This window comes from Prevotella sp. P2-180 (genome assembly GCF_002251435.1).
Taxonomy (GTDB): Bacteria; Bacteroidota; Bacteroidia; order Bacteroidales; family Bacteroidaceae; genus Prevotella.
On the sequence record NZ_NPJI01000067.1, the window covers coordinates 133,790 to 147,592 of the forward strand.

Here is a 13,803-nt window from a genome sequence, read left to right on the forward strand (position 1 = left end):
TTATTGTTTTAGTTTTTCTTCTATTAATCCAGTCCAGTCTTCTCCGTTGTTGACGAGCAGTGTCTTGATGCCGAGGGCTTTAGCTGCCTCGATGTTTCGAGGTCCGTCGTCGAGGAAAAGTGTTTCTTCAGGCACGAGGTTCTCTTCATTGATGACTGCGTCGAAGAACACCTTCGATGGTTTCATGGCACCGCATTTGTAGCTCATGTAAGCCTTGTCGAGATAGTGGCTGAGGGAGTGTCCGTTGCCGTCAAACTCGTCGCTCATGACCCACGACATCATGAAGGGGTTGGTGTTTGAGAGCAGCACGACACGATAGCCCCGTCTGCGGAGTTCCGCCATTTTGTCGAGATTGCGTTGCGGTACATCGCCACAATAGCCGAGCCATGCTTGGCGGCATTCCTCCCATGAAAGTTCGTGACCCACGAGAAGGCTCAGTTCGCGGCGGAAGTCCTCCTCGCTAATCTTTCCCGCCTCAAGGTCGCCGAAAATACCTTGTTGGGTGTAGGCGTCGAGGCGTTGTTCGGCATCGTGCAGTCCGAGAGCCTTAAATCGTTTTATGGCCTGTTGTTGGTTGAGTGTGATGACCACACCTCCCATATCTAAAAGTATTGTCTTTATCATAATAATGTTAAAAGAGTTGGAGTTTGTTCTTTCTTGCTTCCTCAAGGCTTGCCAATGGTGTTTGGTGTGACAGATACTCGTCTCTCATGAGACTGTATTTTTTGTCGAGGCTTAGTTTGAGCGTTTCTTCCTCATCGCCGTTGAGCAGTTGTGACGCCATGAGCGGGTTTTGCGAGGCGTCTTTCATCCACACTACGGGTCCGCTGTACACGGGAGCGATTTTCAGTGCCACATGCATCTCGCTAGTTGTAGCACCTCCAATCATTATGGGCAGTCGCAGTCCAGCTTTTTCCATTTCCTTAGCCACGTTCACCATTTCCTCCAGACTCGGTGTGATGAGTCCGCTAAGTCCGATGATGTCCACTTTTTCTTCCATGGCCTTTTTCACTATCTGTTCGGCAGGCACCATCACTCCCATGTCTATCACTTCGTAGTTGTTGCATGCCATGATTACTCCCACGATGTTTTTGCCGATGTCGTGCACGTCGCCCTTTACGGTTGCGATGAGCACCTTTCCAGCCTTGGTGGTGCCTTCCTCCTTCTGTGCCTCGATGTATGGCTGGAGTATAGCCACAGCCTGTTTCATGGTGCGTGCTGTCTTCACTACTTGTGGCAAGAACATCTTTCCGCTACCGAAGAGCTGGCCCACGGTGTTCATGCCGTCCATGAGCGGTCCTTCGATGATGCTGACAGCCTTGGGGTATTTGTCGAGTGCCTCGTGGAGGTCGGTGTCGAGATACGTGGCAATACCCTTTATAAGTGCGTATGCCAGGCGCTGTTCGAGAGGTTCTGACCGCCATTTCTCCTCGTGGTTGTCGGCAGCTGCGGTGTTGTCCTTGTGGCTGTCTGCTTCAGCCTTCAGTTTTTCCGCAAGGCTTATGAGTCGCTCGGAGGCATCGGGAGTGCGGTTGAGAATGGCATCCTCGATGACTGTGAGTTCGTCGGCGGGAATGTCGCTGTAGAGCACTTTTGTGGCAGGGTTGACAATGCCGAAGTCCATGCCTTTGGCTATGGCGTGGTAGAGGAACACGGCGTGCATGGCTTCGCGGATATAGTTGTTGCCGCGGAAAGAGAACGAGAGATTGCTCACACCGCCGCTGACGTGTGCTCCCGGAAGGTTTTGGCGTATCCATTCCGTGGCACGTATGAAGTCTGCCGCGTATGCGTTGTGTTCCTCCATACCTGTGGCAATAGCAAGCACGTTGGGGTCGAAGATGATGTCGAGCGGATTCATGCCAACCTCCTGTGTAAGAATGCGGTATGCTCGTTCGGCTATCTCGATTCTCCGTTCGAAGGTGGTGGCTTGTCCCTTCTCGTCGAAACACATCACCACCACAGCTGCCCCGTAGCGCATGGCATCGCGGGCGTGGCTGACGAAGGTGTCCTTTCCTTCCTTCAAAGAGATTGAGTTGACGATGCTCTTTCCCTGTACGCATTTCAGTCCAGCTGTTATAACCTCCCATTTCGAAGAGTCGATCATTACGGGGACGCGTGTGACATCGGGTTCAGCAGCTATGAGTTTCAGGAATGTGGTCATCTCTTCTTGTGCGTCGAGCAGTCCGTCGTCCATGTTGATGTCTATCACCTGTGCCCCGTCGGCCACCTGTTTTCGTGCAATGCCAATGGCTTCTTCGTAGTTTTTCTCCTTTATCAGTCTCAGGAACTTTCTTGAACCTGCCACGTTACAGCGTTCGCCCACGTTGACGAATCCCACTTCTGGAGTGACGTCGAGCATGTCGAGACCGCTGAGCCTCATGGTCTCGGGTTGTGGCTTAGGCTCGCGTGGAGTCTTCCCTTTTACGAGGTCGGCATACCGTACAATGAACTCATCGGTGGTGCCGCAGCATCCTCCCACGATATTCACCAGTCCCTCGTCGATTAATTCCGCTATTTGGGGTGCCATGCTCTCAGCCGTTTCGTCATAAAGGCCCATAGAGTTGGGCAGTCCTGCGTTAGGATGGGCGCTGGTATACCAAGGAGCTTTTCGTGCCAGTTCGGCTATGAACGGTTTCATCTGTCTTGCTCCGAAAGAGCAGTTGAGTCCGATGGAGAAGATAGGGTAGGAGCCAACGCTTGCCATGAAGGCGTCGAGGGTCTGTCCGCTCAGTGTTCGTCCGGCGAGGTCGCTGACAGTGACCGACACCATTATGGGCAGGTCTTTTTGCAGTCGCTGCATGGTGGAGGTGGCGGCGTCGATGGCAGCCTTGGCGTTCAGTGTGTCGAAGATGGTCTCTATGAGAATGATGTCAGCTCCGCCTTCTATCAGTCCTTCCATCTGTTCTCTGTAAGCGTCGAATAGCTGGTCGTATGTGATGTCGCGTTTTGCGGGATCGCTTACGTCGGGGCTCATGGAGCACGTCTTGTTTGTCGGTCCGACAGAACCGGCCACGAACCTTGGTCTTTCGTCTGTAGAGAACTCGTCAGCCACCCGTCGTGCTATCCTTGCGCCTTCGAAAGCCATCTCACGGCTATATTCTCCCAGTGCGTAATCGGCCTGTGATATGCGTTGGCTGCTGAAGGTGTTAGTGGATATGATGTCGGCTCCGGCTACTAGATATTTTCTGTGAATATCCTCGATGACGTCTTGCCTGGTTATGTTCAGCATATCGTTGTTGCCTTTCATTTCAACAGCAGAGTCGGCAAACCTGGTTCCCCGGAAGTCATTCTCCGTGAGGGAGTATTTCTGAATCATCGTTCCCATGGCGCCGTCGAGCACCATTATCCTGTGTTTTATTATATCTCTAATGTTCATAATTCAATAATCTGCATCTCCTTATCAATAGTGTTTCATCGCCCTGTCCATTTCCCTTCTGTCTTCTTTTTCCTTGAGGGTTTGTCTCTTGTCGAATTCCTTTTTACCCTTGCAGAGGGCGATGTCCATTTTGGCCCGTCCGTTTTGGTCGATAAACACTAACAGCGGAACGATGGTGTAGCCGGTTTGTTTTGTGGCACTTTCAAGTTTTTGTATTTCCTTACGGTTTAGCAGTAGCTTTCTGTCGCGTTTAGCCTCATGATTGTTGTAAGAGCCGTAGAAATAAGTGCTGATGTTCATGCCTTTCACCCATATCTCACCGTTGGTGATGAAGCAGAAGGTGTCAACGAGCGATGCCTTCCCGAGTCTTATTGACTTTATTTCCGTGCCGGTGAGCACAATGCCAGCCGTGTAAGTCTCGATGAAGAAGTATTCGAAAGAAGCCTTTTTGTTGCGTATGTTCACTGGGCTTTTTTTCCTTATGTTCAGTTCGTCTTTATTCATCTTTTATGGTTGCAAACTTTTCAATGTTGTTGTCAATATATTCCGCCACAAGGGCAGTCCACTGTTCCTCATTTTCCACGAAGCTATCATCGTAGTCGTCGAATTCCGGCATTTTTTCAAACATCTGCATGAATTCGTCGTCAGAACAGTCGCGCATTATCTCATCCTTGTATTTCCAGTAGAGGCGTTTCACGTCGTATATCATTTTCGACAGGTCGCGAAGTCCCCAGTCCTTTATAGCCTTTGCAAACGGGTTGAGGAAAATGAAGTCGCCGTAGCCGTTGTGGATAAGTTGTACAAATCCTCCGTCCATAACTTCCTCGTGAAGGGCGTGGAATCCCCAAAGCGTGAGTTGGTCGGCGTTAAGCTCTGCCATGTTTTCTGCTGTGAGTTGTCCTCCCACGGCATCGGATATGGCATTGTAGAACACACCGACAAATTCATCCATTCCCTCTTGAGCTGCCTTTCGCAGTTCGGAGTCTTTTACAAATATTTCTTTCATATCATATAAAGTTTGTGCAAAGTTACGTTTTTTAATGCGAAAAACAAAGAAATCGCCTTCAATTTTTCCTTTTTCTACGTATTATTTCGTTTTTTTTCAAGAAAACTCTTAATTTTGTGGTATGAAAAAGTTTGGAAAAGGTATTGCTTCATTTTTGGGGCCCAAAATATTCAGGTCTGTACATGATTTGCTACACGACATGGCCGATTACATTCTGCCTCGCCATTGCCTGATATGCGGCAGACGACTATCGTCGGCTGAGGAGTTTGTGTGTAGTGTATGCTTTTTGTATAAACCTTTCAATCCGTTGTTTCATGACAACAGAGATAATTATCTCTCAAAGCTTTTTTATGGAGCTATTCCGATTGAAAAGGCCCAAGCTATTATGAGATTCAGGCCAAATACCGATATGGCGAACATTATTTACAGCCTTAAGTACAATAATAATCCAGATGTAGGTGTGTTTTTGGGGCGTGTGGCTGCTAAGATATTATCAGATAGCAACTTCTTCGACGGTATAGACTATATAGTGCCGATGCCGTTGACAAAGAAAAGAAGAAGTTGGAGAGGATATAACCAGTGTGAACGCATTGCGAATGGAGTAAGTGAAGTGACCGGCATACCTATTAATACGCATTGTGTGTCCCGAATGTCGTTTCATTGCAGCCAGACCCATCTTGACTATATACAGAGGCAAGATAATGTGCAAAATAATTTCAAGGCAAGCAATACGTCGGCTCTTGAGGGAAAACATATTCTAATTATTGACGATATAGTGACTACAGGAGCCACCGTGAAGTCGTGTGGCAGGGAGATAGCCCGTGTTGTGCCGAATATAAGAATCAGTGTGCTTGCCATGGGTTTTGCCTCCGCCCTGTAACGTTATATGTTTCAAAAAATGTTAAATATGGAGCGTGGCGTGCGGTAGTGTCAGTGTTTTTTTTTAAATTTGCACAATATAAACAACTATAATCAAAACAGCGAAGGTAATGGAACAGCAATGGGATACAATTATTGACAACAGAAAGCATCTTTTCAGTCTTGACCTAAAGGAAGTTTGGCGTTATCGCGACCTGCTGATGATGTATGTAAAGAGAGATATAGTCACATTTTACAAGCAGACGATACTCGGTCCGTTATGGTTTTTCATTCAGCCAATATTCACCACAGTGATGTTTATGTTTGTGTTTGGCGGCATTGCCGGCATTTCCACCGACGGAGTGCCGCAGGCTGTGTTTTATCTTGCAGGACTGGTATGTTGGAATTATTTTTCCGACTGTCTGACCAAATGTTCCGACACGTTCAACGCCAACCAGCAGATATTTGGCAAGGTGTATTTCCCGCGGCTTGTCGTGCCATTCTCGATTGTGATATCAAACATGATAAAGCTCGGGATACAGTTTCTGCTGTTTTTGGTTGTATATATCTACTATAGTGTGGAGTTAGGAGGTTTTGACATCAATTGGAGTATACTGCTCACACCCTTGCTTGTGGTGATGTTGGCATGTCTTGGCCTTGGTTTCGGACTTGTAATCTCTTCGATGACCACCAAGTATCGCGACCTTCGCTTTCTTGTGTCGTTTGGTGTCCAGTTGTGGATGTATGCCACTCCTGTCATCTATCCGCTTTCGGTCATGAAGCAGAATTATCCCGACAAGATATGGCTGATTGTGGCAAATCCGCTTACTGCCATCACCGAGACGTTCAAGTATGGCTTTACCGGGGTAGGGGTGTTTGAGTGGTCTTATCTTTTATACAGCCTTTCCTTTACGGTAGTAATCCTGCTTTTGGGCATTGTGATATTCAATCGTACACAAAAGAATTTCATGGATGTGATATGATTGAGCAGACGAGTTGAGAAAGAGAAAAAAAGAAAGACCAGAATTCCGTAAGCGGGAGTTCTGGTCTTTTTTCATTATCAAGTGTATGACGCTTAGTCTTCATCTTCTTCAACAGGAATGTTGTCGATAGGCAGTTGTCGATTGATAACAGAGTTGAAAGCTATTATCGTTTCGCTGCGTGCCAATCCTAATGGTTGTAACTTGTCGTGGATGATATTCAGCAGGTGATGGTTGTTCACTGCATATATCTTGATGAAAAGATCGAAGTCGCCCGTGGTATATTGGCATTCTACCACTTCAGGTATTTCTTCAAGTTTTTTAACCACCAAGTCGAAGTTCTCCGGGTTGCGCAGGTTAAGACCGATGTAAGCGCAAGTCTCGTACCCGATTTTTTCCGGGTCGATTACGAACTGCGAGCCTTTAAGTATTCCCATGTTTGTCAGTTTTTGAATGCGCTGATGAATAGCGGCTCCACTGACATTACATGCACGTGCCACTTCAAGGAAAGGAACACGGGCGTCTTCTGCTATCATTCGCAGAATTTGCTTGTCAAGCTTGTCAATTTTCTGATATGCCATTTCTTAATTTATCTTATTGGTGGCAAAGGTAATGTTTTTTTTCCGAAAAACAATGAATTTATCAGTTTTTTTTGCGTTTTCCTGAAAAATCAACATTTATGCGTCATTATGTTGAGCACCATTTCGTCTGTAGCTCTCATGGCATCTGCACCGATGCTGGTGAGGTTATGTATGCTGCGGTCTACATCATCGTCGATAATTCCTTCCGCACTGCTCACACATTTACCTTCCATCGACAGCAGTGCCGAGAGAATGGCAGTGCTCACTCCAGACGAAATCTTTAGTGCGCAACTTGGCTTTGCACCATCGCATATCATGCCGGTGAGGTTGGCTATCATGTTTTTTACAGACTGGCATACTCGAAGGTAGTCGCCGCCCATAAGATATGTGATGCCGCAGCTGCTGCCTATTGACGCCACCACGCAGCCGCAGAGCGCCGACAGTTTGCCGAGGCTTTGCTTGATGTATATGGCGGTGAGATGGCTTAGCGTAAGGGCGCGTATGAGCTCCTCTTCCGTGTTTTCGTTTTCTTTGGCATACACTGCAACGGGGTTGGTGGCACAGATGCCCTGGTTGCCGCTGCCGCTATTGCTCATCACCGGTATGAGGGCTCCTCCCATACGGGCGTCGCATGCAGATGCCGTGCGGGCAATGATGTGTGAGAAGATGCTCTTGCCGAAAATGCCTTGGGCCAGTGGACGGTCGATGGTCTTTCCGAGGTTATGACCATAGTTGCCGAGTATTGCCTTACGCGCTGCATTCATATTGTATTCCTTGGTCTTCAATATGAAGCGTATCTCTTCGATGGGAGCTGTGGTGGCAAACTCATACACGATGGAAAGGTTGAGCTTTATATCATCGTCAACGTGCTCTTCCCCTGCAGCTTGCTGTTTGTCAAGTAGTATGCCTTCAGGAGAGCTTACGTAGATGAAGTTGGTATGGCTTCCGGCGATAATGGCCTTTGAGGTGCGGCCTTGGTTGTCGGTACAGATTATTTCAACGTAAAGTTTTTCGGTTATTCCCTCCTTAAGGGAAATGTCGATACGTTTTTCCGCTATGTATTTCTTTCCGGCCTCGAGAGTTTCGGGCGTGAGGTCGCGGAGAACTTCAAGTTGGTATTCTGACTTGCCGATGATGGCTCCAAGGGCAATGGCGATAGGGAGACCTATCATGCCTGTTCCGGGAATACCCACTCCCATGGCGTTTTTCAGGATATTGGCACTGAGAAGTGCGCTGATTTTTGTCGGGCGGCAGCCAAGGGCTTCCACGGCGCGGGCTGTGGCGAGTGCCACCGCCATAGGTTCTGTACAACCTATGGCAGGCACCACTTCCTTATTGATCAGTTTAATGATGCTATCGCGAATGATTTTATCTTGCATGGCTTACTTTTTATAGTTGTCTAATCCTTTCTGCAAGAAATCGAGATATTTCTGAATGTCCTCGTCATAAGAGCGGCTACCGTTAAGCGGGTTGCCGTCGTTGTCGATGAGTACGTAGAACGGCTGGGTGTTGGCACCGAATTTCACACGCTGGAGATAGCTCCACTTGTCGCCTACGGTGCGCAGAGTGCGCTGCTGGCCGTTTTCATTCACTACCACTGGTTCTGCCAATGGTGTCTTGTCGTCCACATAGAGTGATATGAGGACATACTTCTCGTTAAGTACTGAAGCTACCTGTGGGTCGGTCCATACGGCTGCCTCCATCTTGCGGCAGTTTACACAGCCGAAACCGGTGAAGTCTATCATTACTGGAAGGCCCTTTGCCTTAGCCATTGCCATTCCTTCCTCATAGTCGTGAGACTTTGGCTCAACAGCAGACTTGTGGAGGTTGAAGTCCTGAGTGTTCATTGGTGGGGCAAAGGCGCTTATCGCCTTAAGCGGAGCACCCCAAAGGCCAGGTATCATGTATATGGCGAAAGCCAAGGAAATCATACCGATGAAGAACTGTGGGACATTTGTACGGTGGTCAGGGTCGTCGTGAGGAAACTTGAGCCAACCGAAGAGGTAGATGCCGAGCAGACCGAAGATGACAATCCAAAGGCAGAGGAATACCTCGCGGTCGAGTATGTGCCAACCGTAGGCAAGATCGGCCACGGAGAGGAACTTCAGGGCGAAGGCAAGTTCGATGAAGCCGAGGACCACTTTTACCACGTTCATCCAGCCGCCTGACTTCGGTGCCGACTTGAGAAGGCTTGGGAACATGGCGAAGAGTGTGAAAGGAATGGCAAGTGCTATGGCGAAGCCAAGCATGCCGATTGTGGGCGAGAGAATACTGCCTTGGGTCGATACAGCAACAAGGAGGAATCCAATGATAGGTCCTGTGCAGGAGAACGATACAAGGGTGAGGGTGAATGCCATGAGGAAGATACTCAGAAGACCGCTTGTGTTTTCTGACTTTTCGTCAATCTTGTTGCTCCATGATGACGGCAGAGTGATTTCAAACGCACCAAAGAACGATGCGGCGAACACTACCAGAAGGAGACAGAAGAAGATGTTGAATATGGCGTTGGTAGAAAGGGCGTTGAGGGCACTGGCACCAAAGAGCAATGTCACCACAAGGCCAAGCACAACGTATATTACAACGATAGAAATACCATATGTCACAGCTTCGCGGATGGCCTTTGAACGCTCCTTGTTGCGCTTGAGGAAGAAACTTACGGTCATGGGGATGATTGGCCATACACAAGGGGTGAGAAGGGCGAGGAATCCTCCGGCGAAGCCTGCAAGGAAGATGTAGAACAACGAACTGTCCACTGGATTGTCTTCGTATGCCTTCAGTTCGTTGATTACCGGACGGTAGAGATCTGAGTCGGAAGATGCTACGGCAGCAACGCTGTCGTTTTCAATGGCTGCTACAGCCACGGTGTCGGCTGTAGTTTCTTCTACAACCTCCTCTGCTTTTTCTTCGGTTGCAGGGGCGGCAGCATCAGCCACTTTAGGCTTTTCCGCAGAAGCTGCTACAGCAGGGCTCTTTCCCTTTCCGGTAAAAGGCACTTCTGTCGGCGGCATACAGGTCTCGTCGTTGCATGCGCCATATTCGAGATAGCAGTTGATGCTATATTCAGGTTTTGTGAACTTTATCTTCTGTACGAATGTCACGCTTTTTTCAAAGAAGCGCAGTTTCATGCCAAACATGTTGTCAAACTGGGAAATCTCGTGTCCTTTTGGAGTGAGTTTGCCCACTGGCTCAGCGCCATCCATCTTTACGGCGTTGAAGGTAGCCGAGATCGGGCCGTCGTTGCCGAGGTTGGTGGAATAGACATGCCAACCGTCATCGATCTTTCCTGTGAACACTATTTGGGCCTCGCCATCTTTAAGCATTTCGAGCTTCGACGAGAATTTCACCGGGTCGACCATTTGCGCAAAAGCTGCAAACGAAAGACCTAACATTAGTAAGAGAGTTAAAACCTTTTTCATTATATAATAAGTTTTTTTTGTTATGTCGTTATTATTATTATGAGTAGCGTTAGTATTAAAAAAAACTATTGCCTTTCCTTATTTACTAATAAAACAAAGGAAAGGCAATAGTGGGTCTGTTTTCTTGCAAAAATTAACGAATTTAACTGTTTTTTTCTTGCAGTTCCAATTCCACTGGACAATGGTCGCTACCCATGATTTCCGTATGGATTTTCGCGTCGGCTATCTGGTCGTTCATGCGGGATGAAACTACGAAGTAGTCAATACGCCAGCCTGTATTCTTCTCCCGGGCCCTGAACCTGTATGACCACCATGAGTAAGTCACCTGTTCTGGATACAGAAAGCGGAACGTGTCGGTGAAGCCACTGTCGAGCCATTGTGAGAACTTCTCGCGCTCCTCATCGGTGAAACCAGGGTTACGCCTGTTGGTCTTGGGATTTTTCAGGTCTATTTCCTTGTGAGCCACGTTAAGGTCGCCGCAAACTATCACAGGCTTGATGGCGTCGAGCCGCTTTATGTAGCTGAGGAAGTCGTCTTCCCAACGCATGCGGTAGTCGAGGCGCTTCAGCTCGTCCTGTGAGTTTGGCACATAGACGGTGACGAGGAAGAACGTGTTCATTTCGAGAGTGATGACACGTCCCTCGTGGTCGTGTTCGTCTATGCCTATTCCGTATGTCACTTTAAGAGGCTTTAGCCTTGTGAATACGGCAGTGCCGGAATATCCTTTTTTGTCGGCATAGTTCCAGTAAGACTCATAGCCTTCGAACTGAAGGTCGAGCTGTCCTGCCTGCATTTTTGTCTCTTGTAGGCAGAAGAAGTCGGCATCGAGGCTTTTGAACACCTCGCTGAAGCCCTTTCCCTCACAGGCTCTCAGGCCGTTGACATTCCAGGAAATCAGTCTCATGCGAATCAGAATTTTGCCATTTTTATAGCTACCACGGCGCATTCGTCGCCTTTGTTGCCCAGTCGTCCACCGCTACGGTCTTTTGCCTGCTGTTCGTTTTCGCAGGTGAGCAGACCATATACTATAGGAGTGTGACTGGTGGCGTTGAGCCGTGCAATGCCAGCTGTGACGCCCTGGCAGATATAGTCGAAGTGTGGAGTCTCGCCACGTATGACACATCCGAGGATGATGACAGCGTCAAATCCGTCGTTGAGTGTCATTTGGTGGGCACCATAGATGAGTTCGAAACTGCCAGGTACGGTTTTCACGTGAATATTCTCAGGAATGGCACCATGTTTTTCCAGGGTGCTGACACAACCGTCGAGAAGTGCGCCGGTTATCTCATCGTTCCATTCCGAAACGACGATACCGAAGCACATGTTGCTTGCGTCTGGCACTTTGGCAATATTATATTCCGAAAGGTTTTTTGTTGCCATTACTTAGATACTCGTTCAATGTATTTTTCAATAGTCTGGTACTGCATGGAGTTGAAGTACTTCTCCTTTACCTGCTCGTAAAGTTTCAGTGCTTCTTCTGCCTTGCCTTGACTTTCGAGTATTTCTCCAGCCTGGATAAGGAAAATAGGTGAGAGGCTATTGTTGTCGGCCTTCTCTGCTGCTTTCTTCAGGTTGTCGACAGCCTTGTCGAGCTGATTGAGGTGAGCATAGGCATTACCCAGAGCACCTTGAGCAGCAGGACTGATCATCAAGTCGTCACATGAGTCAAACTTTTCAAGATATTGTGCTGCTTCGTTCCATTTGCCAAGGTTGGCATAGCAAAGGCCTGCGTAGAGGTTTGCAAGGTTGCCTGCCTCGGTGCTGCCGTATTCGTTGGCGATGCTGAGAAGGCCAGGGAAGTTGGCCTTGTCGCCGTTGAGGGCTTTTTCGTACTGCTCTTCTCCAAAGAGCTGCTGACCCTTGGCGAGGATGGTGCTGGCCTTGTCGGCACGTGGAGCAGCCACATAGGTGTTATAAACGATGATGCCTGCAATGATTACAACCACTGCAATGACACCTGAAACGATGGCCTTCTTGTATTTTGCAAAGAAGGCTTCCTGGGCACTGATAGTCTCTTCTACTACCTGAGCGCCATTCTGATCTTTGATATTTGCCATTATTATTGTATATTATTTTGTTTTCAAGCCGAATTTCGTGGCAAAATTACTGAATTTATTGGAGATATTGAAATTTATTATCGACTTTTTTCGTTTTTTGGCGAGAAAACTCGTAACTTTGCATAAAAAAGGCGAATTTTTAGGCTTATGATTCTCAAAACGCTCACAATTGTCAACTTTAAGAACATCGGAATGGCGACGGTGGTATGGTCGCCAAAGATGAACTGTCTGGTAGGCAGAAACGGTATGGGAAAGACTAATGTGCTTGACGCAATATACTATTTGTCGTTTTGCCGGAGCATATCAAACCCTATCGATTCACAGCTCATCAAGCATGAGGAGCCATATTTTATGATTGAGGGGCAATATGCCACTGACGACGGTGAGCCCGAAACAGTGGCATGTGCATTGAAGCGTGGATCGAAGAAGCGTTTCAAAAGAAACAACAAGGAATATCGAAAACTTGCAGACCATATCGGGCTTTTGCCCATTGTGCTGGTGGCTCCGTCGGACACAAACCTAATTGATGGACAAAGCGAGGACAGAAGAAGGCTTATGGACATGGTCATATCACAGTATGACCGAATGTATATGGATTCGCTGGTAAGATATTCAAAGGTGCTTCAGCAGAGAAACACACTGCTGAAGGCTGATGACGAGCCTGATCCGGCTCTTCTTGACATACTGGAAGAACAGATGGCTGTGGAAGGTGAAACCATTTATAAGGCCCGGAAGAATTTCGTAGATAAATTTCTTCCAGTGTTCAACTCATATCACAACACTATTGCTGACTCGAAAGACAAAGTTGGGCTGGAATATGTCTCACACTGTCAGCGAGGGCCGCTAATTGAGGTAATAAGGCGCGACAGGATGAAGGACAGATGTGTGGGGTATTCATTACATGGAGTACATCGGGATGACCTGAACTTTACCATCAACGGACATCCGCTGAAGAAGGAAGGAAGCCAAGGACAAAACAAGACGTTTGCCATTGCACTGAAGTTGGCCCAATTCGACTTTCTGAAACACACGGCATCAGCCACAACGCCGATACTGCTGCTTGACGACATATTCGACAAGCTAGACGCCGACAGGGTGGGGCGCATTGTAGACATCGTTCTGAGCGACAATTTCGGACAGACCTTTATCACCGATACGGAGAGTGCTCATCTTGAGAACATACTTAGGGGATATACTCATGACTATTGCATATATGACGTAAAAGAAGGGGAGATATGTTTAAGAGAGAAGTAAAGTCGATAAAGGAACTGGTGATGCAGAATCTCAGAACCAATGGTCTTGAGACTCCTTTGATGCAAAAGCGTATAGTAGATGCATGGCCGGAAGTGGCTGGCGATTTCATAGCGAGATACACTCTGAATGTCTACATCGAAAACCAGACTCTCGTGGTGAGGCTTTCGAGTGCGGCACTCAGACAGGAACTGTATATGCAGCGTGACTATTATGTAGCACGGCTAAACAATCACGTGGGAGCCCAAGTGATTGTCCGTATCCGGTTTGCGTAAGCC

At 47.8% G+C, this 13,803-nt stretch carries 14 protein-coding genes; 4 read left to right on the forward strand and 10 right to left on the reverse strand.

Features of this window, described 5'->3' with window-relative positions:
• From CIK98_RS09735 to CIK98_RS09750, 4 genes are read right to left on the reverse strand one after another with little or no spacing between them, the layout of a single operon-like run.
• A complete protein-coding gene (locus CIK98_RS09735; RefSeq protein ID WP_094384039.1) occupies positions 1–624 on the reverse strand; it encodes an HAD family phosphatase in 624 nt (207 codons plus the stop codon).
• 7 nt (positions 625–631) lie between these two features.
• Complete coding sequence (gene metH / locus CIK98_RS09740) at positions 632–3,376, reverse strand: methionine synthase (RefSeq protein WP_094384040.1); 2,745 nt, start codon at positions 3,374–3,376, stop codon at positions 632–634.
• 24 nt (positions 3,377–3,400) lie between these two features.
• A complete protein-coding gene (smpB, locus tag CIK98_RS09745) occupies positions 3,401–3,880 on the reverse strand; it encodes an SsrA-binding protein SmpB (protein WP_094384041.1) in 480 nt (159 codons plus the stop codon).
• Positions 3,873–4,382 carry a DMP19 family protein gene (locus CIK98_RS09750; protein WP_094384042.1) on the reverse strand — a complete coding sequence of 170 codons (510 nt, stop codon included), beginning with the start codon at positions 4,380–4,382 and terminating at the stop codon, positions 3,873–3,875. The genes smpB and CIK98_RS09750 overlap by 8 nt, the downstream gene beginning before the upstream one ends.
• 199 nt (positions 4,383–4,581) lie before the next feature.
• Here CIK98_RS09750 and CIK98_RS09755 point away from each other — a divergent pair, with 199 nt between their 5' ends.
• Positions 4,582–5,262 (forward strand): ComF family protein, encoded by a 681-nt coding sequence (locus tag CIK98_RS09755; RefSeq protein WP_172409896.1) that lies wholly within the window; start codon positions 4,582–4,584, stop codon positions 5,260–5,262.
• Between the two features lie 109 nt (positions 5,263–5,371).
• Entirely contained in the window at positions 5,372–6,223 is an 852-nt protein-coding gene (locus tag CIK98_RS09760; RefSeq protein WP_094384044.1) for an ABC transporter permease, read from the forward strand.
• Positions 6,224–6,315: 92 nt separating this feature from the next.
• Here CIK98_RS09760 and CIK98_RS09765 read toward each other — a convergent pair whose 3' ends face one another.
• The 6 genes from CIK98_RS09765 to CIK98_RS09790 all read right to left on the reverse strand — a co-directional run bounded on the left by CIK98_RS09765 (position 6,316) and on the right by CIK98_RS09790 (position 12,274).
• A complete protein-coding gene (locus tag CIK98_RS09765; RefSeq protein WP_094384045.1) occupies positions 6,316–6,801 on the reverse strand; it encodes an Lrp/AsnC family transcriptional regulator in 486 nt (161 codons plus the stop codon).
• 89 nt (positions 6,802–6,890) lie between these two features.
• Positions 6,891–8,180 carry a serine dehydratase subunit alpha family protein gene (locus CIK98_RS09770; RefSeq protein WP_094384046.1) on the reverse strand — a complete coding sequence of 430 codons (1,290 nt, stop codon included), beginning with the start codon at positions 8,178–8,180 and terminating at the stop codon, positions 6,891–6,893.
• A gap of 3 nt (positions 8,181–8,183) precedes the next feature.
• Entirely contained in the window at positions 8,184–10,217 is a 2,034-nt protein-coding gene (locus tag CIK98_RS09775) for a cytochrome c biogenesis protein CcdA (RefSeq protein ID WP_094384047.1), read from the reverse strand.
• A 142-nt stretch (positions 10,218–10,359) separates the two neighbouring features.
• Entirely contained in the window at positions 10,360–11,121 is a 762-nt protein-coding gene (locus CIK98_RS09780; RefSeq protein ID WP_094384048.1) for an exodeoxyribonuclease III, read from the reverse strand.
• A 5-nt stretch (positions 11,122–11,126) separates the two neighbouring features.
• Positions 11,127–11,597, reverse strand: a complete 471-nt coding sequence (ribH, locus tag CIK98_RS09785) for a 6,7-dimethyl-8-ribityllumazine synthase (protein ID WP_094384049.1) — start codon at positions 11,595–11,597, stop codon at positions 11,127–11,129.
• Positions 11,597–12,274, reverse strand: coding sequence for a tol-pal system YbgF family protein (locus CIK98_RS09790; protein ID WP_094384050.1), 678 nt, complete (start codon positions 12,272–12,274; stop codon positions 11,597–11,599). Before CIK98_RS09790 ends, ribH begins: the two co-directional genes overlap by 1 nt.
• 147 nt (positions 12,275–12,421) lie before the next feature.
• Here CIK98_RS09790 and CIK98_RS09795 point away from each other — a divergent pair, with 147 nt between their 5' ends.
• Positions 12,422–13,528, forward strand: a complete 1,107-nt coding sequence (locus CIK98_RS09795; RefSeq protein ID WP_094384051.1) for a DNA replication/repair protein RecF — start codon at positions 12,422–12,424, stop codon at positions 13,526–13,528.
• Complete coding sequence (locus CIK98_RS09800; RefSeq protein WP_094384052.1) at positions 13,510–13,800, forward strand: DciA family protein; 291 nt, start codon at positions 13,510–13,512, stop codon at positions 13,798–13,800. The genes CIK98_RS09795 and CIK98_RS09800 overlap by 19 nt, the downstream gene beginning before the upstream one ends.
• The last annotated feature ends 3 nt before the right edge of the window (positions 13,801–13,803 follow it).

Bases quoted from the DNA above. Each gene is read 5' to 3' on its own strand.
- CIK98_RS09760 (WP_094384044.1), top strand. From the start codon at position 5,372: ATGGAACAGCAATGGGATACAATTATTGACAACAGAAAGCATCTTTTC.
- CIK98_RS09770 (WP_094384046.1), bottom strand. From the start codon at position 8,180: ATGCAAGATAAAATCATTCGCGATAGCATCATTAAACTGATCAATAAG.
- ribH (WP_094384049.1), bottom strand. From the start codon at position 11,597: ATGGCAACAAAAAACCTTTCGGAATATAATATTGCCAAAGTGCCAGAC.
- CIK98_RS09775 (WP_094384047.1), bottom strand. From the start codon at position 10,217: ATGAAAAAGGTTTTAACTCTCTTACTAATGTTAGGTCTTTCGTTTGCA.
- CIK98_RS09800 (WP_094384052.1), top strand. From the start codon at position 13,510: ATGTTTAAGAGAGAAGTAAAGTCGATAAAGGAACTGGTGATGCAGAAT.
- CIK98_RS09790 (WP_094384050.1), bottom strand. From the start codon at position 12,274: ATGGCAAATATCAAAGATCAGAATGGCGCTCAGGTAGTAGAAGAGACT.
- CIK98_RS09795 (WP_094384051.1), top strand. From the start codon at position 12,422: ATGATTCTCAAAACGCTCACAATTGTCAACTTTAAGAACATCGGAATG.
- CIK98_RS09755 (WP_172409896.1), top strand. From the start codon at position 4,582: ATGGCCGATTACATTCTGCCTCGCCATTGCCTGATATGCGGCAGACGA.
- smpB (WP_094384041.1), bottom strand. From the start codon at position 3,880: ATGAATAAAGACGAACTGAACATAAGGAAAAAAAGCCCAGTGAACATA.
- CIK98_RS09750 (WP_094384042.1), bottom strand. From the start codon at position 4,382: ATGAAAGAAATATTTGTAAAAGACTCCGAACTGCGAAAGGCAGCTCAA.
- CIK98_RS09765 (WP_094384045.1), bottom strand. From the start codon at position 6,801: ATGGCATATCAGAAAATTGACAAGCTTGACAAGCAAATTCTGCGAATG.
- CIK98_RS09780 (WP_094384048.1), bottom strand. From the start codon at position 11,121: ATGAGACTGATTTCCTGGAATGTCAACGGCCTGAGAGCCTGTGAGGGA.
- metH (WP_094384040.1), bottom strand. From the start codon at position 3,376: ATGAACATTAGAGATATAATAAAACACAGGATAATGGTGCTCGACGGC.
- CIK98_RS09735 (WP_094384039.1), bottom strand. From the start codon at position 624: ATGATAAAGACAATACTTTTAGATATGGGAGGTGTGGTCATCACACTC.